At 60.8% G+C, this 19,680-nt stretch carries 20 protein-coding genes; 3 read left to right on the top strand and 17 right to left on the bottom strand.

Annotated features, from left to right (window positions below):
* Nucleotides 1-85 precede the first annotated feature (85 nt).
* The 12 genes from EIY72_RS26340 to EIY72_RS26285 form a co-directional block, all read right to left on the bottom strand.
* A complete protein-coding gene (locus EIY72_RS26340; RefSeq protein WP_093215629.1) occupies nucleotides 86-682 on the bottom strand; it encodes a nucleotidyltransferase family protein in 597 nt (198 codons plus the stop codon).
* Nucleotides 679-1,662, bottom strand: a complete 984-nt coding sequence (locus EIY72_RS26335; RefSeq protein ID WP_093215624.1) for an XdhC family protein — start codon at nucleotides 1,660-1,662, stop codon at nucleotides 679-681. The genes EIY72_RS26340 and EIY72_RS26335 overlap by 4 nt, the downstream gene beginning before the upstream one ends.
* Nucleotides 1,662-3,983: a xanthine dehydrogenase family protein molybdopterin-binding subunit gene (locus tag EIY72_RS26330; RefSeq protein ID WP_093215620.1), complete on the bottom strand. Its 2,322-nt coding sequence runs from the start codon at nucleotides 3,981-3,983 to the stop codon at nucleotides 1,662-1,664. Before EIY72_RS26330 ends, EIY72_RS26335 begins: the two co-directional genes overlap by 1 nt.
* Entirely contained in the window at nucleotides 3,980-4,450 is a 471-nt protein-coding gene (locus tag EIY72_RS26325; RefSeq protein ID WP_093215616.1) for a (2Fe-2S)-binding protein, read from the bottom strand. Before EIY72_RS26325 ends, EIY72_RS26330 begins: the two co-directional genes overlap by 4 nt.
* A 239-nt stretch (nucleotides 4,451-4,689) precedes the next feature.
* The gene (murB, locus tag EIY72_RS26320) at nucleotides 4,690-5,709 is read right to left on the bottom strand and encodes a UDP-N-acetylmuramate dehydrogenase (protein WP_093215611.1); all 1,020 of its coding nucleotides are present in this window, start codon (nucleotides 5,707-5,709) and stop codon (nucleotides 4,690-4,692) included.
* Nucleotides 5,706-6,170 carry a low molecular weight protein-tyrosine-phosphatase gene (locus EIY72_RS26315; protein ID WP_093215607.1) on the bottom strand — a complete coding sequence of 155 codons (465 nt, stop codon included), beginning with the start codon at nucleotides 6,168-6,170 and terminating at the stop codon, nucleotides 5,706-5,708. The genes murB and EIY72_RS26315 overlap by 4 nt, the downstream gene beginning before the upstream one ends.
* Nucleotides 6,170-6,934: a 3-deoxy-manno-octulosonate cytidylyltransferase gene (gene kdsB, locus EIY72_RS26310; RefSeq protein WP_093215603.1), complete on the bottom strand. Its 765-nt coding sequence runs from the start codon at nucleotides 6,932-6,934 to the stop codon at nucleotides 6,170-6,172. Before kdsB ends, EIY72_RS26315 begins: the two co-directional genes overlap by 1 nt.
* Nucleotides 6,931-7,116 carry a Trm112 family protein gene (locus tag EIY72_RS26305; protein WP_003179363.1) on the bottom strand — a complete coding sequence of 62 codons (186 nt, stop codon included), beginning with the start codon at nucleotides 7,114-7,116 and terminating at the stop codon, nucleotides 6,931-6,933. The genes kdsB and EIY72_RS26305 overlap by 4 nt, the downstream gene beginning before the upstream one ends.
* Before the next feature lie 25 nt (nucleotides 7,117-7,141).
* A complete protein-coding gene (gene lpxK / locus EIY72_RS26300; RefSeq protein WP_093215598.1) occupies nucleotides 7,142-8,152 on the bottom strand; it encodes a tetraacyldisaccharide 4'-kinase in 1,011 nt (336 codons plus the stop codon).
* Complete coding sequence (locus EIY72_RS26295) at nucleotides 8,152-8,580, bottom strand: ExbD/TolR family protein (protein WP_093215593.1); 429 nt, start codon at nucleotides 8,578-8,580, stop codon at nucleotides 8,152-8,154. The genes lpxK and EIY72_RS26295 overlap by 1 nt, the downstream gene beginning before the upstream one ends.
* Nucleotides 8,577-9,212 carry a MotA/TolQ/ExbB proton channel family protein gene (locus tag EIY72_RS26290; RefSeq protein WP_093215588.1) on the bottom strand — a complete coding sequence of 212 codons (636 nt, stop codon included), beginning with the start codon at nucleotides 9,210-9,212 and terminating at the stop codon, nucleotides 8,577-8,579. The genes EIY72_RS26295 and EIY72_RS26290 overlap by 4 nt, the downstream gene beginning before the upstream one ends.
* Before the next feature lie 98 nt (nucleotides 9,213-9,310).
* Complete coding sequence (locus EIY72_RS26285) at nucleotides 9,311-11,545, bottom strand: DNA internalization-related competence protein ComEC/Rec2 (RefSeq protein WP_093215585.1); 2,235 nt, start codon at nucleotides 11,543-11,545, stop codon at nucleotides 9,311-9,313.
* 135 nt (nucleotides 11,546-11,680) lie between these two features.
* Between EIY72_RS26285 and EIY72_RS26280 the strand changes: the two genes are divergently transcribed.
* Nucleotides 11,681-12,196 (top strand): DUF2062 domain-containing protein, encoded by a 516-nt coding sequence (locus EIY72_RS26280; RefSeq protein ID WP_093215581.1) that lies wholly within the window; start codon nucleotides 11,681-11,683, stop codon nucleotides 12,194-12,196.
* Between the two features lie 53 nt (nucleotides 12,197-12,249).
* On the opposite strand, the gene EIY72_RS26275 is transcribed toward EIY72_RS26280, so the two are convergent.
* From EIY72_RS26275 to EIY72_RS26260, 4 genes are all read right to left on the bottom strand, one after another.
* Complete coding sequence (locus tag EIY72_RS26275; protein WP_093215577.1) at nucleotides 12,250-13,029, bottom strand: ABC transporter permease; 780 nt, start codon at nucleotides 13,027-13,029, stop codon at nucleotides 12,250-12,252.
* Nucleotides 13,026-13,958, bottom strand: a complete 933-nt coding sequence (locus EIY72_RS26270) for an ABC transporter ATP-binding protein (protein ID WP_093215572.1) — start codon at nucleotides 13,956-13,958, stop codon at nucleotides 13,026-13,028. Before EIY72_RS26270 ends, EIY72_RS26275 begins: the two co-directional genes overlap by 4 nt.
* 133 nt (nucleotides 13,959-14,091) lie before the next feature.
* Nucleotides 14,092-14,715 (bottom strand): glutathione S-transferase family protein, encoded by a 624-nt coding sequence (locus tag EIY72_RS26265; RefSeq protein ID WP_093215567.1) that lies wholly within the window; start codon nucleotides 14,713-14,715, stop codon nucleotides 14,092-14,094.
* Between the two features lie 43 nt (nucleotides 14,716-14,758).
* The gene (locus tag EIY72_RS26260) at nucleotides 14,759-15,418 is read right to left on the bottom strand and encodes a transglutaminase-like domain-containing protein (RefSeq protein WP_093215562.1); all 660 of its coding nucleotides are present in this window, start codon (nucleotides 15,416-15,418) and stop codon (nucleotides 14,759-14,761) included.
* Between the two features lie 246 nt (nucleotides 15,419-15,664).
* Here EIY72_RS26260 and EIY72_RS26255 point away from each other — a divergent pair, with 246 nt between their 5' ends.
* Together EIY72_RS26255 and EIY72_RS26250 are read left to right on the top strand one after the other, a co-directional pair.
* The gene (locus EIY72_RS26255; protein WP_093215557.1) at nucleotides 15,665-18,112 is read left to right on the top strand and encodes an acyl-CoA dehydrogenase; all 2,448 of its coding nucleotides are present in this window, start codon (nucleotides 15,665-15,667) and stop codon (nucleotides 18,110-18,112) included.
* An 83-nt stretch (nucleotides 18,113-18,195) separates the two neighbouring features.
* Nucleotides 18,196-18,603: a PA2817 family protein gene (locus EIY72_RS26250; protein ID WP_093215552.1), complete on the top strand. Its 408-nt coding sequence runs from the start codon at nucleotides 18,196-18,198 to the stop codon at nucleotides 18,601-18,603.
* A gap of 57 nt (nucleotides 18,604-18,660) precedes the next feature.
* Here the strand turns inward: EIY72_RS26250 and EIY72_RS26245 are convergent, their stop codons facing one another.
* Nucleotides 18,661-19,659: a LysR family transcriptional regulator gene (locus tag EIY72_RS26245; protein WP_093215547.1), complete on the bottom strand. Its 999-nt coding sequence runs from the start codon at nucleotides 19,657-19,659 to the stop codon at nucleotides 18,661-18,663.
* Between the last annotated feature and the right edge of the window lie 21 nt (nucleotides 19,660-19,680).

Genomic DNA, 19,680 nt, shown 5'->3' with positions numbered 1-19,680 from the left:
GCCCCGCCTGGTGATCCAGGCGGGGCTTTTTTTATACCTGTGAATCCACGCCGATCCCACAAGAGATCAGACCTGCTCAGAGCAGTCAGACGATACTGAAACTCAATGCCTGCGGCACATCCACATCCCACAACACGCCTGGATCCTCCACGGCGACTTCAACCACCCGCCCCTGCGAAAACAACGGCTTCGCCCCACGATCTCCCGATAAAGCCTTCAACCCTGTTGCAAAGTTGCGGCCAAACCCGACCGGATGACCAAAATCACCGTTCTGCACAGGTACGCTGATGCAATCCTCAGTAATGCCTGCCACCACCTGTTCAATACTGGACGGCGAAATAAACGGCATATCACCCAGCACCATCAGCCAGCCATCAAGCTGCGCACAGGCCGTGACACCGGCGCAGATGCTGTCGCCCATTCCGGTCGATTCAATCAGCACAATCTCGCAACCATACGCTTGGGCCAGACGAATGACCTGCAGACGGTCAGCGGTCGTCACCAGCACGCGCTGGTCCAGGGCGGCCGGCAGATTGGCCAGTGTATGTTCGATGACCGATCGAACGGTCCCATCGCGGCCAGTACAGTCAGCCAGTAACTTGTCCTTGTCGTCGCCCGCAACCTCACGAAAACGACTGCCCCGCCCCGCCGCCAATACAACGACGCCGATGGACTCCTTCATGCCTGCTCCTTCGAGGGTTTCTTCTGCTTCAACTCGACACCATTCTTGATAGCGACGATCTCGGCCATCAACGACAAGGCAATTTCTGCGGGATTATGACTACCGATATGCAATCCGATAGGCCCATGCAAACGATCAATCGCCTGCTGTGACAAACCCAGCAGGGCCAGATTCTCCCGACGCTTGCGGCTGTTGACCCGCGAACCCAGCGCGCCGACGTAAAACGCTCTGGAGTCCAGTGCCGTGAGCAATGCCATGTCGTCCAGGCGCGGGTCATGGGTCAGGGCGACGATGGCCGTACGCTCATCGGTCTGAATGCTCAACACGGCTTCATCGGGCATCCCCGACACAAAACGTCCGTGCTGCTCTTCCCAGCCGTAGACGAACTCAGTTCGCGGATCGCAGATCAGCACTTCAAAATCCAGCAGGCGGGCCATTTCCGCCACATAGCGCGACAGCTGCCCGGCTCCGATCAACAGCAATCGCCAGCGCGGACCGTAAATGGCCCGCAACGTCTGCCCATCGAATGTCAGCACATCGGCCTTTGTGGCGCTGCGCAGAATCACCTCGCCGGTTGCGAGGTTTAACTCACGGGCGATAATTTCATGCGCTTCGCAGCGCGACAGCAGATCAGCGACCCACGCCGCATCGTCTACGCGCTCCTCGGTCAACCGCAGGGTTCCGCCACAAGGCAGGCCGAAACGCGCGGCCTCATCGCGGGTCACGCCATAAGTGATCAACTGCACGGGCGGCCCATCAGGCGGAATGCGGCCATCGTGCAGGCGCGCAATCAAGTCATCCTCCACGCAGCCGCCCGAGACGGAACCAATCACCACGCCGTCTTCGCGCAAGGCCAGCATGGCCCCGGGCGCGCGAGGCGCGGTGCCCCAGGTTTCGACCACGCTGTACAGCATCACCCGCTGCCCCGCGAGACGCCATTGCAGGACGCTGCGCAGGACGTTGAGGTCCGCGCTGTCCATCAGGCGCTCGCCTTCTGCCAGCCGGACAACTGATAACGCACCGGCAGACTGCGGATGCGCTGGCCAGTTGCCGCAAAAATGGCATTGCACAACGCCGGCGCAATCGGCGGCACACCCGGTTCACCGACACCGCCCAAGGGCACATTGCCCGGTGGCGTTACCAGGTGCACGGCGACCTCTTTCGGTGCCAGCGACATGCGCGCCACCTCGTACATGTGGAAGTTGTCCTGCTGGACCTTGCCGTCCTTGAAGCTGATTTCACCCCATACCGCGTTGCCCAGGCCCATGACGCAGGCACCTTCGAACTGTGCGCGAATCCGCTCGGGGTTGATCTGCGGCCCGCAGTCGACGGCTATATCCGCCTTGTGCACGATCAGCGTACCGTCGTCCTTGACCTCCACTTCGATCACCGCCGCCACGTAAGTCACGAAGCTGTAGTGCACCGCCAGGCCTAGGCCGCGGCCCTTGGGCAGCTCGCGCCCCCATCCGGCGGCTTTGGCGGCGGTCTCCAGCACCGTACGCAAGCGTGCCGTATCGATGGGATAGCGCTCGGGGGATTCGCCGTAGTTCCACTCTTCACTCAAGGTGCGCGGATCGATCTGGCGGTCCGGGCCGAGCAGTTTGATCTGATACTTGAGCGGGTCGACTCCAGCCTTGTGGGCCAGCTCATCGACAAAGCTCTGGATCGCGAAACCATGGGGGATGTTCGACACCGAACGATACCAACCGACCCGCGTGTGCACCGTGGCTTCGGGGTTTTCCAGGCGAATGTTGGGTATCGCATAGGCCATGTTGGTGAAGCCCATGCCCAGCTCGAAGGCGGCTTCGTGGTTCATGCCCGGCGCGAACAGTGCGGTGATGCTCGGCGCCACCGTGCGGTGCAACCAGCCGGACGGCAAGCCATCCTTGTTCAGGCCGGCCTTGAGGTATTCCGCCGACACGGTATGGAAGTAGGAACAGTGGATGTCGTCTTCACGGGTCCATTGCACCCGCACCGCTTTGCCGGGGAATTCCTTGGCGAGAATGGCCGACTCGATAATGAAGTCGGGCTTGGACTTGCGGCCGAAACCGCCGCCCAGCAGGGTAACGTTGAAGGTCACGTTGTCGAACGGCAGGCCGAGACGTTCAGCGATCCGTTCACGGGTGACCTGAGGCGCCTGACTCGGTCCCCAGGCTTCACAGACACCATCCTTGAAACGGGCGATGGCGACCATCGGCTCCATCGGCGACTGGGACAAGTGCGGCAAGTAATAGGACGCCTCCAGTGTGCTGTCGGCGCTGCCCATGGCTTCGTCAATGTTGCCGGTGTTGCGCACGACCTTGCCGGGTTTGAGCGAGGCGGCTTCCAGTTCCTTGCGATAGGCAATCGAATCGTAACTGGCGTTGGGACCGTCATCCCATTCGATTTTCAGGGCCTCGCGCCCCTTGATCGCCGCCCAGGTATTGCTCGCCACCACGGCAATCCCGCCCAAAGGCTGAAACTCCGAAGGCAACGGACGGCTTTCGATCTGCACGACCTTGACCACCCCCGGGACTTTCATGGCCGCACTGGCATCAAAGCTTTTCACCGTGCCACCGTACACGGTCGGCCGCGCGATGGTGGCGTACAGCATGCCATCCAGATGCACATCAGCACCGTACACGGCGCGGCCGTTGACGATGTCGTCACCGTCGATGGCCCGGGTACCTTCCTTGCCGATGTAACGGAATTCCGACGGTTGCTTAAGCCTGAGGCTGTCCCGTGCCGGTACCGCCAGCGCGCTGGCAGCCGCGGCAAGCGCTCCGTAGCCCAGTTCCCTGCCCGAGGGTTTGTGCACGACTTTATGCAGTTGCGCATGGCACTCGCCTACCGAGACTTTCCACTGGTCAGCCGCGGCCTGTTCCAGCATGGCCCGCGCTGCCGCTCCACAGCGGCGCATCGGTTCGTACCATTGGCGCATGCTGCGCGATCCGTCGGTGTCCTGATTGCCAAAGCGCACTTCGTCGCCCGGCGCCTGGCGCACTTTGACCATCGCCCAGTCGGCTTCCAGTTCATCAGCCACCACCATGGTCAGACTGGTACGCACGCCCTGGCCCATTTCCGAGCGGTTGCAGATCACCGTCACCGTGCCATCGGCAGCAATGCTGACGTACACCTTGGGATCATCGACCCAGCCATTGGGCATGCCATCGGCGCCGAATTTTTTCTCCTTTTCTTCGGCAAATGCATCTTGCCAGCCCCAACTCGCCGCCAGCACCAAGGCACCCGTGGCGCCAACACCCTTCAGGAAACCTCTACGACTGAGGTTGCTCAGGGCGAAATCATTCGGTAACGAGCTCATGCCTTGGCCTCCTTCAGGTGAGTGGAGGCTTGATGGATGGCGTTCTTGATGCGGTTGTAAGTGCCGCAACGGCAGATATTGCCAACCATGGCTTCTTCGATCTGCTCGTCACTCGGTTCGGGATGGATCTTGAGCAGCGCGGTCGCCGACATGATCTGCCCGCCCTGACAGAAGCCGCACTGGGCCACCGCCGTGTCGAGCCAGGCCTGTTGCACGACCTTGCCGACGGGGTCTGCCTGCAGGTTATCGATGGTGCTGACGTTCTGGCCGATGACCGAACCTATGGGCGTAATGCAACTGCGCGCCGGAGCGCCTTCGATATGAATGGTGCACGCCCCGCACAGGCCCATGCCGCAGCCGAATTTGGTGCCGTTGTAACCGGCCACGTCGCGAATTGCCCAGAGCAGCGGCATGTCCTCGCTGACGTCGAGTTGATGGTCTTGACCATTGAGTTTCAGGGTAATCATGGGCACGCCCGCACAGTGGATCGTTATCGGGTCGAGCAATCTGGCAGCGGATCACGGTGGGTCACGTGCAGATCGACTCAGGCTAGTGGGCTCTCTTGTACAGACGCAGAGGTCTGCACCGGGCCTTTGATGATGTAAGTGTATGCATCGTTAGCTGGCTAAGTTAACCGGGTATTAACAAAAAAGCCCTGCACAATTGATCTTGTGCAGGGCTTTTTGATCAGTCCTGAAAGCTTAGCTCAATACCGATTGGGCTCCATTTCCAGATCGACATTGAATCGCGCTGAAATGTCTTTCTGGATGCGTTGTGCAAGATCAAATAATTGCAGGCCCGTGGCGCTACCGTAATTGACCAGCACCAGCGCCTGCAGCTTGTGCACACCGGCATCGGCCTCGCGGAAACCTTTCCAGCCAGCGCGCTCGATCAACCAACCCGCCGCCAGCTTCACCTGGCCATCCGCTTGTGCATAGGCCACCAGATCCGGGTACTCGCCCTTGAGCCGTGCGGCCAGCGCAGCCGACACCAGCGGGTTCTTGAAGAAGCTGCCGGCATTGCCGAGGACCGCGGGGTCGGGCAGCTTTTCGCTGCGGATGCTGCAAATCGCCTGGCTCACATCGGTCGCCGTCGGATGATCGATGCCCTGCTCGGTCAGACGCTGGCGCACCGGGCCATACTCCAGATGCAAATGCTCGATTCGATCGAGGACAAAACGCACCCGCAGGATCACCCAGCGTCCCGGCTCCTGCTTGAACAGGCTGTCCCGGTAAGCGAAGTTGCACTCTTGCAGGTTGAAGTCGCGTGTCTCACCGCTGTACCGATCAAGCGCAGTCAGGCCGGCGAACACATCCTTGATCTCGACCCCGTACGCGCCGATGTTCTGCATCGGTGCCGCACCGACAGTACCGGGAATCAGGCTGAGATTTTCCAGACCCGACAAGCCCTGAGCCAGGGTGTGCTGCACGAACGGATGCCACGGCTCCCCCGCCTCGGCCTCGACCACCACTTTGCTGCCATCATCGCTGAGCACACGAATGCCGCGAGTGGCCATGCGCAGCACCAGCGAATCGATATCTGCCGTCAGCAACAGGTTGCTGCCGCCGCCGATGACCAGCACCGGCACCTGCTGCGCTGCGCCATAGGCCAGCGCTTCGCGCACGTCGGAGTCGCTGTGGGCCTCGGCAAACAGTCGGGCCTGGACATCCACGCCAAAGCTGTTGAATGGCTTGAGCGAAACCTGTGACTGCACCTGCAAACTCATAAGCGTCCTTTCAATTCGATCAGCAGCCTGTCGCTGGCCTGTTCGATCAGGTCCAGCACCTGCTCGAAACCTTGTTCACCGTCGTAGTACGGGTCCGGCACTTCATCGACCGGCGACTGGTAACGGCGCAGGAACAGGTCCAGCTCGGCCTTGCCCTTGGCCGGTTGCAGGGCCTTGAGATTGCGCAGGTTGCTGTTGTCCATCGCCAGGATCAGGTCGTAGGTGGCGAAATCGGCGCGGCTGACTTGCTGCGCACGCTGGGCCGACAAATCGTAACCGCGCGACCTGGCCGCCGCCTGGCTGCGTTTGTCTGGCGCTTTGCCGACGTGCCAGTCACCGGTACCGGCGGAGGCGACTTCGACCTGATCGGCCAGCCCCGCTTCTCGCAATTTGTGCCGCAGCACACCTTCGGCCGTTGGCGAACGGCAGATGTTGCCCAGGCACACGAACAGAACCCGCATCACGCCTCCAGCAGGCGACGAACGCGCTCAAGGTCTTCTGCGGTATCGACGCCGGTTGGCGGCGCGATCAGCGCATCGGCTACGTGGATGCGCACGCCGTGCCACAGGGCACGCAACTGCTCCAGGCTCTCGGTGTTTTCCAGCCAGCACGGCCCCCAACTGACGAAGTCCTGAAGGAAACCGGCTCGGTAGGCGTAGATGCCGATGTGGCGACGGTACGGCACGCCTTCGGGCAACTGGTCGCGGCTCTTGGCGAATGCATCCCGTGCCCACGGCAAGGTGGCACGACTGAAGGTCAGCGCCAGGCCATTGAGGTCGCTGACGACCTTGACCACGTTCGGGTTGAACAGGGTGTCCACGTCTTCGATCGGCTCGGCCAAGGTGGCCATGCGCGCTTCAGTATGGGCAGCCAGGTTGGCGGCCACCTGATCGATCACGCTCGGCGGGATCAACGGCTCGTCACCCTGGACGTTGACCACGATGGCGTCGGGAGCCAGGCCCAGCTTGGTCGCGACCTCGGCCAGGCGATCGGTGCCGGAATTGTGATCTTCACGAGTCATGACCACTTCAGCGCCAAAGCCTTTGCAGGCTTCGACGATGCGCGCGTCATCGGTGGCAACCACCACCCGCTCGGCGCTGCTTTTACTCGCCTGTTCCCAGACATGCTGGATCATCGGCTTGCCGGCAATCAGCAGCAGCGGTTTGCCCGGCAGGCGCGTCGAGGCGTAACGCGAGGGAATGACAACGGTAAAGGCTGCGGTCATTTATCCAGACGCTCGTCGGTGGTCAGGGTGCGCGCTTCGGACTCGAGCATGACCGGGATGCCATCGCGAATCGGGTAGGCCAGGCCGGCACCCTTGCTGATCAGCTCGGTCTTGTCGGCGCTGAGCTTGAGCGGGCCTTTGCAGACCGGGCAAGCGAGGATGTCGAGCAATTTGGTGTCCATGAGTATTCCCTGGATAAAAACGGATTTATGGCAACAGTCGAGCGGGTAACAGGCGCATCAATTGCGTATCGAACCAGGCCACGAAGGCCGGCGACGGCGCAGCATCGACCGCCAGGTACCACCAGTCGGCGGCGGCGAAGGCACGGCACTTCACCGCATCTTTTTCGGTCATCACCAACGGCAATGACGGCGTGAAACTCAAGGCCTCCACGCTGTATTCGGCATGGTCGGCAAATGCATGCGGAACCGGCTGCCAGTGTAGCGTTTCGAGGGTCTTGAAGAAACGCTGCGGATTGCCGATGCCGGCAACCGCATGCATGGCCTGTCCATGCGGGAAGTGGTCGAGCGGGCGGCGTTCGCCGCTGCGCAGATTGACCAGTTCCGTGGGTTGCAACCGGAAGGCAAAGCCACCGTCGCGATCATCCTCGGCGCCGTTGTACAGCACCGCATCGACGCTTTGCAGACGCTCGACCGGTTCACGCAATGGCCCGGCCGGCAGGCAGCGCCGGTTGCCCAGACCACGGGCGGCGTCGATCAGCACCAGCTCCAGATCCCGGGCCAGACGGTAATGCTGCATGCCGTCGTCGGACAGAATCAGGTCCAGCGGTTCACTGGCCAGCAGGGCTTTGACGGCATTGCTGCGATTGGGATCGATCATCAAGGGGACGCCAGTGCGCTGGACGATCAGCAGGGGTTCATCACCGGCGATAGCGGCGCTCTGCCCCACTTCCACGCGCCAGGGCAGTTGTGGCGGTTTGGCACCGTAACCGCGGCTGACTACGCCAACTCGCAGGCCGGCACGCCGGCAATGCTCGATCATCCAAAGGATCAGTGGTGTCTTGCCGGTGCCACCGACGGTGATGTTGCCGACCACGATCAGCGGCACGGGCGGCTGGTAGATATCACCCTCGCCCGCCAGAAAGCGCTTGCGCTTGTTCATGACCACGCGCCGGTACAACCATTCCAGCGGCTGCAACAGCTTCAGGGCCGGATGACCGGCATACCACGCGGCGAGCAATCGATCAGACATGGCCATCAGGGTGCGGGCGGCGCCGCTTCGATGGTGGTCATGCGCAAGTGACTGAAGCCCAGCTTGCCCGCTGCGTCCATGGCGGTTACCACGGACTGGTGCTGCGTCTTGCCGTCGGCGCTGATGGACAGCGGCCGGTTGGTGTCACCGTTGGATGCCTTTTGCAGGGCATCCATCAGTGACGCCAGATCGCTTTTCGGCAGGATCTGGTTGTTCACCGAAAACACGCCATCAGCGCTGATGGCGATGTCCAGTGCCTTGGTTTGATCTTCGGCAGGCGAGCCGCTGACCGCTTCCGGCAGATCGACACGCAACTGAGTCTCACGGGTGAAGGTGGTGGTCACGACGAAAAACAGCAGCAGGATGAACACCACGTCGATCAGCGACGCGAGGTTGATGTCGACTGTTTCCCGCGGTTTGCGGCGGAATTTCACGCTTTGCTCCCGGCCAGGTCAACGTCACGGTCACCTTGTACCACTTCAACCAATTTGATCGCTTCCTGCTCCATGCCCACCACCAGCTCATCGATACGACGTTGCAGGAAGCGGTGGAAGAACACCGAAGGAATACCGACCATCAAGCCGGCAGCGGTGGTGATCAGTGCCTTGGAAATACCCCCGGCCAATACCGAGGCATTGGTGGTCATGCCCGAGCCGGTAAACGCACTGAAAATGTCGATCATGCCCAATACGGTACCGAGCAGGCCGAGCAACGGTGCCATGGCAGCGATGGTGCCGAGTGCGTTGACGTAGCGTTCCAACTCGTGGATGACCCGTGCAGCGGCCTCTTCGATGCATTCCTTCATGATCTCGCGACCATGTTTGGAATTGGCCAGGCCCGCGGCGAGGATTTCACCCAACGGCGAGTTGGCGCGCAATTCCTTGAGCTTGTCCTTGTTGAGTTGCTTGTCCTTGATCCATACCCAGACCTGTCCAAGCAAGTGCTCCGGGGTCACGCGGCTGGCGCGCAAGGTCCACAGGCGTTCGGCGACAATCGCCATGGCGGCGATGGAACTCAGAATGATCGGCAGCATCATCCAGCCGCCGGATTTGACCAATTCCCACACAGTGACAGTCCCCTCGAAAAAGTGCGCCACTCTAACATAGGGGGTGGGCGCACCGAAGACCGTGATGTCGCATCCGGTCGGGCTTTAATAACCATGGGTTATGGATTTGGCGGCGGCGGATCGCGCCAGAAACGCCGTTCCTGACGCATCGTCCAAGGCGGCTCGAAGCGTCCCAGATGCAGACGAATGGCACCCTGTTCAGCGCTATCGTAAATTGCCATCCCCTGTTTTCGATAGCGGGCCAGCACCGTTGGATGCGGATGGCCGAACGAGTTGCCCAGGCCACGGGAAATCAGCACGCCTTTTGGCTGCAAGCCGTTGAGCAAGGCCATGGACGATGAACTGCGACTGCCGTGATGCGGCGCCGCCAGCCAATCGGTCGGCACCGCCAGGGAACTGTCGAGCAGCGCGCGCTCGGCCTTGGCGTCGATGTCGCCGGTCAACAGAATGCGTTCACCTTGAGCCTCGATCTGCAACACGCAGGAGCGCTGGTTGAGGTCGCCGGCGAAAGACCACTGCCACAAGCGAAACTGCACACCATCCCAAGTCCATTGCCGACCGCTTTCACAGGCCTGGGCATCAAGCTGCGGCGGCATCTCCAGAGGATGCCCGCTGATCACCTGTTTGACCGCAAATGCCCTGGCCACAGCGCCAGCCCCACCGGCATGATCCGCATGGGCATGACTGATCAGCATCAGGTCCAGTCCATCGATGTTCAACTTGCGTAACGTCGGTACGACCACCCGTTCACCGAGATCCAGTTCTCGCAGGCGTGGGCCCGCGTCATACAACAAGGTGTGATGGCGAGTACGGACCACTATGGCCAGCCCTTGTCCGACGTCCAGTTGCCAAATTTCGGCAATACCTTCGGGCAACTTCGACTGAGGTGGGAATGCCAGCAACAACAACATCGGCCACCCCAGTGGCCGAATTGGCATCCCCTTGGGCAACAACAGCACAAACGCACCCAATGCACCGATGCCCCACAGCCAGAGTGGAATCGCCGCCGGCACCCAGGCAGGCACCTTGCCAGCCAGCATCGCCAGCGCGCGGAACAGCCCGTCAATCAAACCGCCGGCCAACCACAACAAGCCTTCCCCCACATAGGGCAGCGGCAGCAGGAAAGTCCCCAGCAAGGCCGGCGGCAAGACCACCAGACTGATCCATGGCACCGCCAGCAGATTGGCCAGCGGGCCGCTGAGACTGATGGGCAAGCCGAGGACCAGCAATATCGGACACAGGCCGATTGCAATCAGCCATTGCGCGCGCGTCCAGGTCTGCCACCAGCGCCAGGCGCCCAGGCGTGCGCCAAAGGTGAAAAGCAACACGGCCACCGCGGCAAAAGACAGCCAGAAGCCCGGTCGCAAGCTCGCCAGCGGATCGAGCAGCAAGACCCCATTGAGCGCCAGCAACAGCGGCCACCATGCGCCGAGATGACGAAAGCGCAGACGCCATAACAGCACCAGGCCGATCATCAGGCAGGCCCGTCGTACCGGCACCTCGAACCCGGCCAGCATCCCGTAGCCGAGTGCGGCACTGAATGCCAGACCGCAGGCCCAAGGCAGCCACGGCAAGCGACTGGGCCAACACCCGTAGCGCGCCAGCCCGGCAATCAGCAGATACACAACCCCCGCGAGCAAACCGACGTGCTGCCCGGAAATCACCAGCAGGTGTACGGTGCCGGTGTTCTGCAGCACCTGCCAGTCATCACGACTCAGGCCCGAACCATCACCCAGCACCAGCGCAGTCAGTGCACCGCTCCTGCTTTGGGCATCCACCGCCTGCAAACGCTGACGAATAGCATCGCGCCAGGCGCCGCGAGCCGGTGCGAGCCGCTCCCCCGCCGTCACTGTCCCCGTTGCGCCAATGCGTTGCGCCAGCAGCCAGGCCTGGTAATCGAAGGCGTGAGGGTTGAGCAGCCCGACCGGACGCTTCAACTTGACCGCCAGCCGCCAGCGTTCGCCGCTCTTGACCGGAGGCCCGTTGTACCAGGCCAGTCGCATATGTTCGGGCAACCGGGCGCGCCGGGACTGACCGTCGCTCAATTGAAAACGCACCACGCCTTCGCCCTGATGCGGCAAACCGGTCACTCGCCCCTCGATCCAGCGCGTTTCACCATCCAGCTCCGGCGCCAGCCGATCATCCAGCGCCCACTGGGCGTTGGCGCCTGCCCAGCTCAAGCCAAACAGGTAAAACGCCACCGGGTAGCTACGAAACGGCAGGCACATCAAACCCAGTACCGGCAGCAACAACCACAACCAGACCGGTGGTAGCACCGGCAGAAAACGCAGGGTCAACAGACCCAACGCCAGCGCCATCATCCCTGTGCGCATAGTCCCGTCCTTGAGAGTCCCCCTCAAGGCTTAGTCCGCTCGTCGCAGGGCCGTCGTTAATAATTGTCACAAAGTCTGAATGGGCAGCTCATAGAATCCAGACATACTTGCCGCCTTAACCGACCGAGAAGCCTTATGCCCCGGCGCTTATTCAAACGTTACATGCCAGACCCGGCGAGCATCAGGGAACACAAGTCCTTACGCTTCCTCGGCACCCTGCTGCATGACCCGAACCTCTGGCACCTCAATCGCCACTCCGTTGCTCGCGCCATGGCCGTGGGTTTGTTCGCGGCGTTCCTGCCCATTCCCTTTCAGATGCTGCTGGCTGCCGCACTCGCCATCATCGTGCGCGGCAACATGCCGATCGCTGTCAGCCTGGTCTGGTTGACCAATCCCATTACCATGCCGGCGGTGTTCTTCTGCACTTATCAGGCCGGCGCCTGGCTGATGAACGTTCCCGCCCGGCAATTGCCGGACGAACTGACCTGGGAATGGATCAGTGGTGAAATATCCACGTTGTGGCAGCCGTTCCTGTTGGGATCGGTGGTCACCGGGGTCGTACTCGGGGCGTTGGCGTATTGCCTGGTGATGATGTACTGGCGCTGGTGGGTCGCCCGGCAATGGAAGCGCCGCAAGCAAAGCCGGATGTAAGAATGCAAAACGGCCTCCACTGTGGGAGGCCGTTTTTTTATGCTTTGCCTATCTCAGGTTCGCATCCCGCGCCCGCTCACCAGCAGCCGCGCACAACCGAAGTACAACACCACGGTGGCCACCAGCATGAAGGTAATCGCAATGCTGATGCGGATGTCCGACACACCGAGAATGCCATAACGGAAGGCGTTGACCATGTGCAGCACCGGGTTGGCCAGGGACACGGTCTGCCAGAACGGTGGCAGCAAGGTGATCGAGTAGAACACCCCACCCAGGTAGGTCAACGGCGTCAGTACGAAGGTCGGGATGATCGAGATGTCGTCGAAGTTGCGCGCAAACACGGCGTTGATGAAGCCCAGCAGCGAGAAGATCGTTGCCGTCAGCACCACCACCAGCAGGGTCACACCCAGGTGATGCACCTGCAAATGGGTGAAGAACAGCGACAGCAAGGTCACGATGATCCCCACCATCAGGCCACGCAGCACGCCGCCCAGGGTGTAGCCGATCAGAATGGTGTGCGGCGACAGCGGCGACACCATCAGTTCCTCGATGGAGCGCTGGAACTTGCTGCCGAAGAAGCTCGACACCACGTTGCCGTAGGAGTTGGTGATCACCGACATCATGATCAGTCCCGGCACGATGTACTCCATGTAGGTGAAGCCACCCATGTCGCCGATCTGCCGGCCGATCAGGTTACCGAAGATCACGAAGTACAGGACCATGGTGATTGCCGGCGGCAGCAGGGTCTGCGGCCAGATCCGGGTGAAGCGCCGGACCTCACGGTAAACGATGGTGTTCAGGGCGACGAGATTGGGGCGCAGCTCGGAACTCATACCGCCACCTTCGACAGATTTTTCTCCACCAGGGACACGAACAACTCCTCGAGGCGATTGGTTTTGTTACGCAGGCTCAGCACTTCAATGTTTTGCTGCGCCAGCTGGGTGAACAGCGCGGTGATGCCCATGGACTTGTCCACCTGCACTTCCAGCGTATGACCATCGAGCAGGCGCGACGGATAACCGAGCAATTGCGGCGCCACGGCCAAATCACCCTTCAGGTCCAGCAGGAACGTTTCAACGTGCAGTTGGCTGAGCAACTGACGCATGCTGGTGTTCTCGACGATGGTGCCGTGATCGATGATGCCGATGTTGCGGCACAACTGCTCGGCCTCTTCCAGATAGTGCGTCGTGAGGATGATGGTGATGCCCTTTTGGTTCAGCTCGGTGAGAAAGCTCCACATCGAACGGCGCAGCTCGATGTCCACCCCGGCCGTTGGCTCGTCGAGGATCAACAGGCGCGGTTGATGGACCAGGGCGCGGGCGATCATCAGGCGACGCTTCATGCCCCCGGACAGCGAACGCGACGGCACGTCTTTCTTGTCCCACAGGCCGAGCTGCGTCAGGTACTGCTCGGCGCGCTCCTTGGCGATTTTCGGCGGAATGCCGTAATAACCGGCCTGAGTCACAACGATATCGAAGGTCTTCTCGAACTGGTTGAAGTTGAACTCCTGCGGCACCACGCCAATGGAGCGCTTGAGCTGGGCAGGATTTTTATCCAGATCGTGACCGAAGATATTCACCGTGCCACTGGTCTTGTTCACCAGGGTCGAGAGAATGCCGATCGTTGTGGATTTGCCGGCACCGTTGGGGCCAAGCAAGGCGAAAAAGTCACCTTCGGCGACATCCAGATCGATACCACTCAGGGCCTGGAAACCGTTGCCGTAGGTTTTGGTTAGCTGCCGGATGGACAGAGCGGAACTCATATCGGATTTACGCACCAAGAAGGAAGGAAAGGGCTAAGTAAGGGCTTGCGGCGACCATTGCAACCACCTCGCATGGACGCAATGGTGCTTGTCGCCGCCGCACAAGTACAGTCAAGTGTGTCGATAGTGAGTATTAAGTCAACGCGGTCATGACTGCTTTCTGATAGGCCGGGCGCTGCTTCAAGCGCGCGTACCAGGCCTGCAGATGAGGTTGCGATTGCCGTTCGATCGGCATCTCGAACCAGGCATAAATAAAACTGCCCAACGGAATGTCGCCCATGCCGATCTGGTCGCCGGACAGGTACGGTTTAGTGGCCAATGCCTGGTCAGCCATGGCCAGCAGCGTTTCGCATTCCTTGATCGCCGCCTTGATGGCAGGCCAGTCCTGTTGCTCGGCCGGCGTGCGCAATACACCCCAGAACACCGTGCGGAATGGCCCGGCAAAGCTCGAGGTGGTCCAGTCCATCCACTTGTCTGCAGTGGCGCGATCCTGGAGATCGGCTGGATACCAGGCCGTGTCGTTGGCGTGTTTGGCCATCAGATAACGCACGATGGCGTTGGATTCCCACAACACGAAGCCGTCGTCTTCAATCACCGGCACGCGACCATTCGGGTTCATGGCGCGGTACTTCGGTGTATCGACGACGCCAAAGGCGCCACCGGCATCGATGGCTTCATAGGCCAGCCCCAACTCTTCGGCGGCCCACAACGGCTTTCTGACATTCGACGAGTTTTTCCGACCCCAGATCTTCAGCATGACCGCCTCTTTTTCGCTAAGTGGGCAGGCAGCATACGCCGGATCAGGCGCGACTCAAATCGCTCTGCATGTCGCCCAGCAGCGGTTGGAGTTGCTCACCAAACAGATGCGGGTAGCACTTTTGCAGGTGTTCGAAAAAGAATGCCTCAGGGACATCGGTGAACTGCCCGTGATCGGCGACGTACTCCATCAATTTCGCGCCGTCGCGATTGTAGGGGTGAAAAACGCTGTCGTTGACCCCGTCGAACTCCAGCGGCGCCACGTTGAACAGTTCGCACAGTTGCTGATTGAACGCCGGGGTCGCCTTGACCCAACGATCCTGCAAATAAAGCTCGGTGTAGCCATGCATGGCAAATACGTCACTGCGCAGGATCTCCAGCAACCGCGGGGTCGACAGGTGATTGCGCACATCCGCCAGGCCAATTCGCGCCGGAATGCCGCAATGCCGCGCGCACCCTGCCAGCAAAGTCGCCTTGGGCACGCAATAACTTTCCCCGGTGGCCAGTGCATGACTGCCGCGCAAGGTTTGCGGGTCGAGGCTGAAGGTGTAGGGGTTGTAGCGCACGGCTTCACGCACGGCGTAATAGAGGCTGATGGCCTGCTCGCGCGGGTCACGACTGGCGCCACGGTGTTTTTCGGCGAACTCCACCACGGACGGGTGGTCACTATCGATGAAGCGGCCGGGGCTCAGATACTCGTGCATGAGGACAATCTCCTGGGTAAGTCCCGAGTCTAGCGAGAGGTTCAGCACAGAGATAACGACGTTTCGGCCAAACATGGGCGCTTTGCCGCTCCCTCAACGAACGATTTCCCACGCTTATGGCCAATCGGGCCTGCAAAAACATCCTGGGTTTCCCACGATTTCTGTCGCAGTCCGCGACCGCCCGACTTTTCGGATGCCGTCTAAGCTCTGTGGGTTGGTTCGCCCTGGTTTCACGGAGGATTAAATATGCTGCTGTTGTGGATACTGGTTCTGGTTGTCGGGATCGCTTATCTGGCGCACCGTCGAGTCGCCCCGCTGCCTGCCTTGGGCATCGTCGCTGTCTATGTCGTGGCCATGGGGGCATTCAGCCGCGCCCCAGGGTGGCTGTTGCTGATTTTCTGGGTGCTGATCTTTGCGGTCGCCCTGCCCTTGCTGTTACCTGACCTGCGCCGCAAATTCTTCAGTGCGCCACTGTTCAACTGGTTCCAGAAAACCCTGCCGCCGATGTCGCAAACCGAACGCGACGCCATCGAAGCCGGCACGGTGTGGTGGGACGGCGAGCTGTTCAGCGGCCGCCCGGACTGGAACAAATTGCTGTCCTATCCCAAGGTGCAATTGAGCGAAGAGGAACAAGCCTTCATTGATGGGCCGACGGAAGTACTCTGCGGCATGGTCGATGAGTGGGAACTCGGTCAGGCCATGGACCTGACACCTGAAGTCTGGACCTATATCAAGGACAACGGCTTTTTTGCCCTGATCATTCCCAAGGAATTCGGCGGCAAGGGCTTCTCCGCCTACGCCCACTCGCAAGTGGCGATGAAACTGGCCAGCCACAGCGGCGACCTCGCGTCCACCGTCATGGTCCCCAACTCCCTCGGTCCCGCCGAACTGCTGCTGCACTACGGCACCGACGAACAACGCAACCACTATTTGCCACGCCTGGCCCGCGGCGACGAGATTCCCTGCTTTGCCCTGACCGGCCCGCTGGCCGGTTCCGACGCCGGCGGCATGCCGGATTCCGGGGTGATCTGCAAAGGTGAATGGGAAGGCCAGGAAGTCCTTGGCCTGCGCCTGAACTGGGAAAAGCGCTACATCACCCTGGGTCCGGTGGCCACCCTGCTCGGACTGGCATTCAAGGCCTACGATCCGGACCATCTGCTGGGTGACAAGGAAGATCTGGGCATCAGCCTGGCGCTGATCCCCACCGATACCGCCGGCGTCGAGATCGGCCGTCGGCATCTGCCCTTGGGCGCGGCATTCATGAACGGCCCCAACTCGGGCAAGGATGTCTTCGTGCCGCTGGAATTCCTCATAGGTGGCCAGGAAATGCTCGGCAAAGGCTGGATGATGCTGATGAACTGCCTGTCAGTCGGGCGTTCGATTTCCTTGCCGGCGGTGGGTACCGGCATGGCCAAGTTCTCCAGCCTGGTGACGGGGCAATACGCGCAGATTCGCGAACAGTTCAACGTACCGATCGCGGCGTTCGAAGGTATTCAGGAGGCCATGGCGCGTATCGGTGGCAACGCCTGGATGATGGACGCAGCACGCATGTTGACCGCCAATGCGGTGGACCTTGGGGAAAAACCGTCGGTGCTCTCGGCGATTCTCAAGTACCACCTTACGGAGCGCGCGCGCGATTGCATCAGCGACGCTATGGATGTCCACGGCGGCAAGGCGATCATCGAGGGCCCGAACAACTACCTCGCGCGCAAATGGAAAGGCGCGCCGATCTTCATCACCGTGGAAGGCGCCAACATTCTTTCGCGCAACCTGATGATCTTCGGCCAGGGTGCGATTCGTTGCCATCCCTTCGTACTCAAGGAAATGGCTCTCGCCGGCCGCGAAGACAAGGATCAGGCGCTCAACGAGTTCGATGGCCTGTTGCTCAAGCACATCGGTTTTGCCGTGAGCAACGCCGCCAGCACCCTGGTCCTGAACCTCGGTTTCGGCCATCTGGAACCGGCACCGGGCAACAAGCTGAGCCAAGGCTATTTCCGTGCACTGAACCGTCAGGCCGCAGCGTTTGCGATGCTCGCCGACCTCAGCATGATGCTGCTCGGTGGCGAACTGAAACGACGCGAACGCCTGTCCGCGCGCCTCGGCGATATCCTCAGCAATCTGTATCTGGCGTCCGCCGCGCTCAAGCGCTACCACGATCTGGATTCAGCGGAACACATGACAACGCTGGTGACCTGGGCTCTGGAAGAAAGCCTGGGTCAGGCTGAGCGGGCCATGGATGAATTGCTGCACAACTTCCCCAACAGAATTGTCGGTTGCCTGTTGCGCGTCATCGTCTTCCCGCTCGGCCGTCGTCACAAAGGTCCGTCGGACAGGCTCGGCGCTGAAGTCGCCGCACTGATTGGTCGTGCCAAGGGTGATCCGGCGCTGGAAGAACTGCTGCAGGGTTGCTATCGCCCGCAATCGGCCGACGATCAGGTCGGAGTCCTGCAACACACCTGCGATATGTTGAGTGCGGCGCAACCCTTGCAGAAAAAACTGCATGTGGCGCTCAAAAGCGGTCAGGTCAAACCCGTTGCGGGCGAACATGTGATCGATGCAGCATTGGAGGCCGGCGTGCTGCAAGCCGCCGAGGCGCAAACCCTGCGTGAAGCCGAAGCGGCCCGGCGCAAGGTGATCGATGTCAATGACTTCGACAAAGAGGAGCTGGCCCTGGCCAGCGGAAAGGTTCGCTGATCCGGTTTGACCTGATCAGCCGTGAAAAAACGGCGCGGGGGCTTTATACTCCCGCGCCCGTTTTGCTCTTGAGGACTTATCTCGTGTCCAACATCGTTGCCGATCATCTTGTGTTACTCGACCACCTGCGCAGCATCCTGGTCGCCGTAGGTGAGGCCGAGCAGGTTCCCGACGAAAGTCACGCCTTGTTCCTGGAGCGTTTCGACGAACTGCTTGCGCTGCTGCCGGTCGACCCGATCGAAAGCCAATACCTGGGTCAGGACATTCTGTGCCAGGTCATTACCCGCTACCCGCAAATCGCCCATCTGGTCCCGCGCGACCTGCTCTGGTACTTCGCCGGTGACTGCCTGCACTACATGCCCGATGACGAAATCGACATGTACCAGGCATTGGAAGAGCGTCGCTTCGAGGCCGAACAGAACGACGAACCGTTCGACTGGAACCAGGAAAAACAGCTGATGGCCCTGTCGAACCAGGACAGCAAACACTGATCCACGCTTCGCAATGCAAAAGGCCCCCATGGTTGACCATGGGGGCCTTTTTTATCGTCAGAACAAGCCGTCACTTTCGGGTAATTCGTACTCCGAAACGGCCGTGATCGGGCCATCGGACTGACTCGGCTTGTTCAGGGTCGGCTCCTTCGCAAGGCACTCCACCAGGTAGTCAATCAGCACCCGCAGCTTCGGCGGCAAGTAGCGTGTCGGCGAATGCAGCAACCAGGCGCCACCGTGGTAGGAGGCGAGAAAGGTCCAGTCCGGCAGCACCTGCACCATCAAGCCCTTCTCCAGGGCACGGCGCGCCGTGAAGTACGGCAGGCTGCCAATGCCGATATGCTGCAACACCGCGCCAAAACGTACGCCCGTGTGGTTGGCGGCATATCGCCCACGCACGCCGACGGTCACGGTTTTGCTGCCCTTCCTGAATTTCCAGCGCGCATCGCTCGGGGTTTCGCCCAGGTAAATGCAACTGTGGTTGAGCAGGTCATGGGGATGAGTCGGTGTGCCATGTTCCGCCAGATATTGCGGTGTCGCGCAAAGCATATGGTCGATGCTCAGCAACTGGCGCCCGACCAATCCTGCGGGCGGCCGATCGGTGATGCGGATGGCCAGGTCGACGTGATCATCAATCAGGTCGACTTGACGGTCTTCCAGCAGCAATTCCACATCCACTTTCGGATAGCGCCGCAGAAACTCCGGCATGTGCGGATGAATCACGATCCGACCCACCGCTTTCGGCACGCTCAGACGCACCAGCCCCTCGGGCTCGTCGGTAAACTGCCCGCTGATTTCCATTACTGAGCGGGCGGCGTTGACCATTTCCTGGCAGCGCTTGAATACTTCTTCGCCGCCGTCGCTCAGGCGCAACTTGCGCGTGGTGCGTTGCAGCAGACGCGTGGCGAGCGCCTTCTCCAGCCGGGAAATACTGCGACTGACCGCAGAGGGCGACGTACCCAGTTGGCGTGCCGCTTCGGAGAAGCTGCCGGTCTCGACAACCTTGACGAAAATCGCCATTTCACCGAGCAGCGGCAGTGGAAGATTTATGCTCACAGCGCAACAGTCCTTTGATGT

This window comes from Pseudomonas vancouverensis (genome assembly GCF_004348895.1).
GTDB classification, from domain to species: Bacteria; Pseudomonadota; Gammaproteobacteria; order Pseudomonadales; family Pseudomonadaceae; genus Aquipseudomonas; species Aquipseudomonas vancouverensis.
Note: the sequence above shows the minus strand (reverse complement) of the source record. Positions and strands in the feature narration are given on the sequence as shown.

Bases quoted from the DNA above. Each gene is read 5' to 3' on its own strand.
- EIY72_RS26340 (WP_093215629.1), bottom strand. From the start codon at position 682: ATGAAGGAGTCCATCGGCGTCGTTGTATTGGCGGCGGGGCGGGGCAGT.
- EIY72_RS26335 (WP_093215624.1), bottom strand. From the start codon at position 1,662: ATGGACAGCGCGGACCTCAACGTCCTGCGCAGCGTCCTGCAATGGCGT.
- EIY72_RS26330 (WP_093215620.1), bottom strand. From the start codon at position 3,983: ATGAGCTCGTTACCGAATGATTTCGCCCTGAGCAACCTCAGTCGTAGA.
- EIY72_RS26325 (WP_093215616.1), bottom strand. From the start codon at position 4,450: ATGATTACCCTGAAACTCAATGGTCAAGACCATCAACTCGACGTCAGC.
- murB (WP_093215611.1), bottom strand. From the start codon at position 5,709: ATGAGTTTGCAGGTGCAGTCACAGGTTTCGCTCAAGCCATTCAACAGC.
- EIY72_RS26315 (WP_093215607.1), bottom strand. From the start codon at position 6,170: ATGCGGGTTCTGTTCGTGTGCCTGGGCAACATCTGCCGTTCGCCAACG.
- kdsB (WP_093215603.1), bottom strand. From the start codon at position 6,934: ATGACCGCAGCCTTTACCGTTGTCATTCCCTCGCGTTACGCCTCGACG.
- EIY72_RS26305 (WP_003179363.1), bottom strand. From the start codon at position 7,116: ATGGACACCAAATTGCTCGACATCCTCGCTTGCCCGGTCTGCAAAGGC.
- lpxK (WP_093215598.1), bottom strand. From the start codon at position 8,152: ATGGCCATGTCTGATCGATTGCTCGCCGCGTGGTATGCCGGTCATCCG.
- EIY72_RS26285 (WP_093215585.1), bottom strand. From the start codon at position 11,545: ATGCGCACAGGGATGATGGCGCTGGCGTTGGGTCTGTTGACCCTGCGT.
- EIY72_RS26280 (WP_093215581.1), top strand. From the start codon at position 11,681: ATGCCCCGGCGCTTATTCAAACGTTACATGCCAGACCCGGCGAGCATC.
- EIY72_RS26275 (WP_093215577.1), bottom strand. From the start codon at position 13,029: ATGAGTTCCGAGCTGCGCCCCAATCTCGTCGCCCTGAACACCATCGTT.
- EIY72_RS26270 (WP_093215572.1), bottom strand. From the start codon at position 13,958: ATGAGTTCCGCTCTGTCCATCCGGCAGCTAACCAAAACCTACGGCAAC.
- EIY72_RS26265 (WP_093215567.1), bottom strand. From the start codon at position 14,715: ATGCTGAAGATCTGGGGTCGGAAAAACTCGTCGAATGTCAGAAAGCCG.
- EIY72_RS26260 (WP_093215562.1), bottom strand. From the start codon at position 15,418: ATGCACGAGTATCTGAGCCCCGGCCGCTTCATCGATAGTGACCACCCG.
- EIY72_RS26255 (WP_093215557.1), top strand. From the start codon at position 15,665: ATGCTGCTGTTGTGGATACTGGTTCTGGTTGTCGGGATCGCTTATCTG.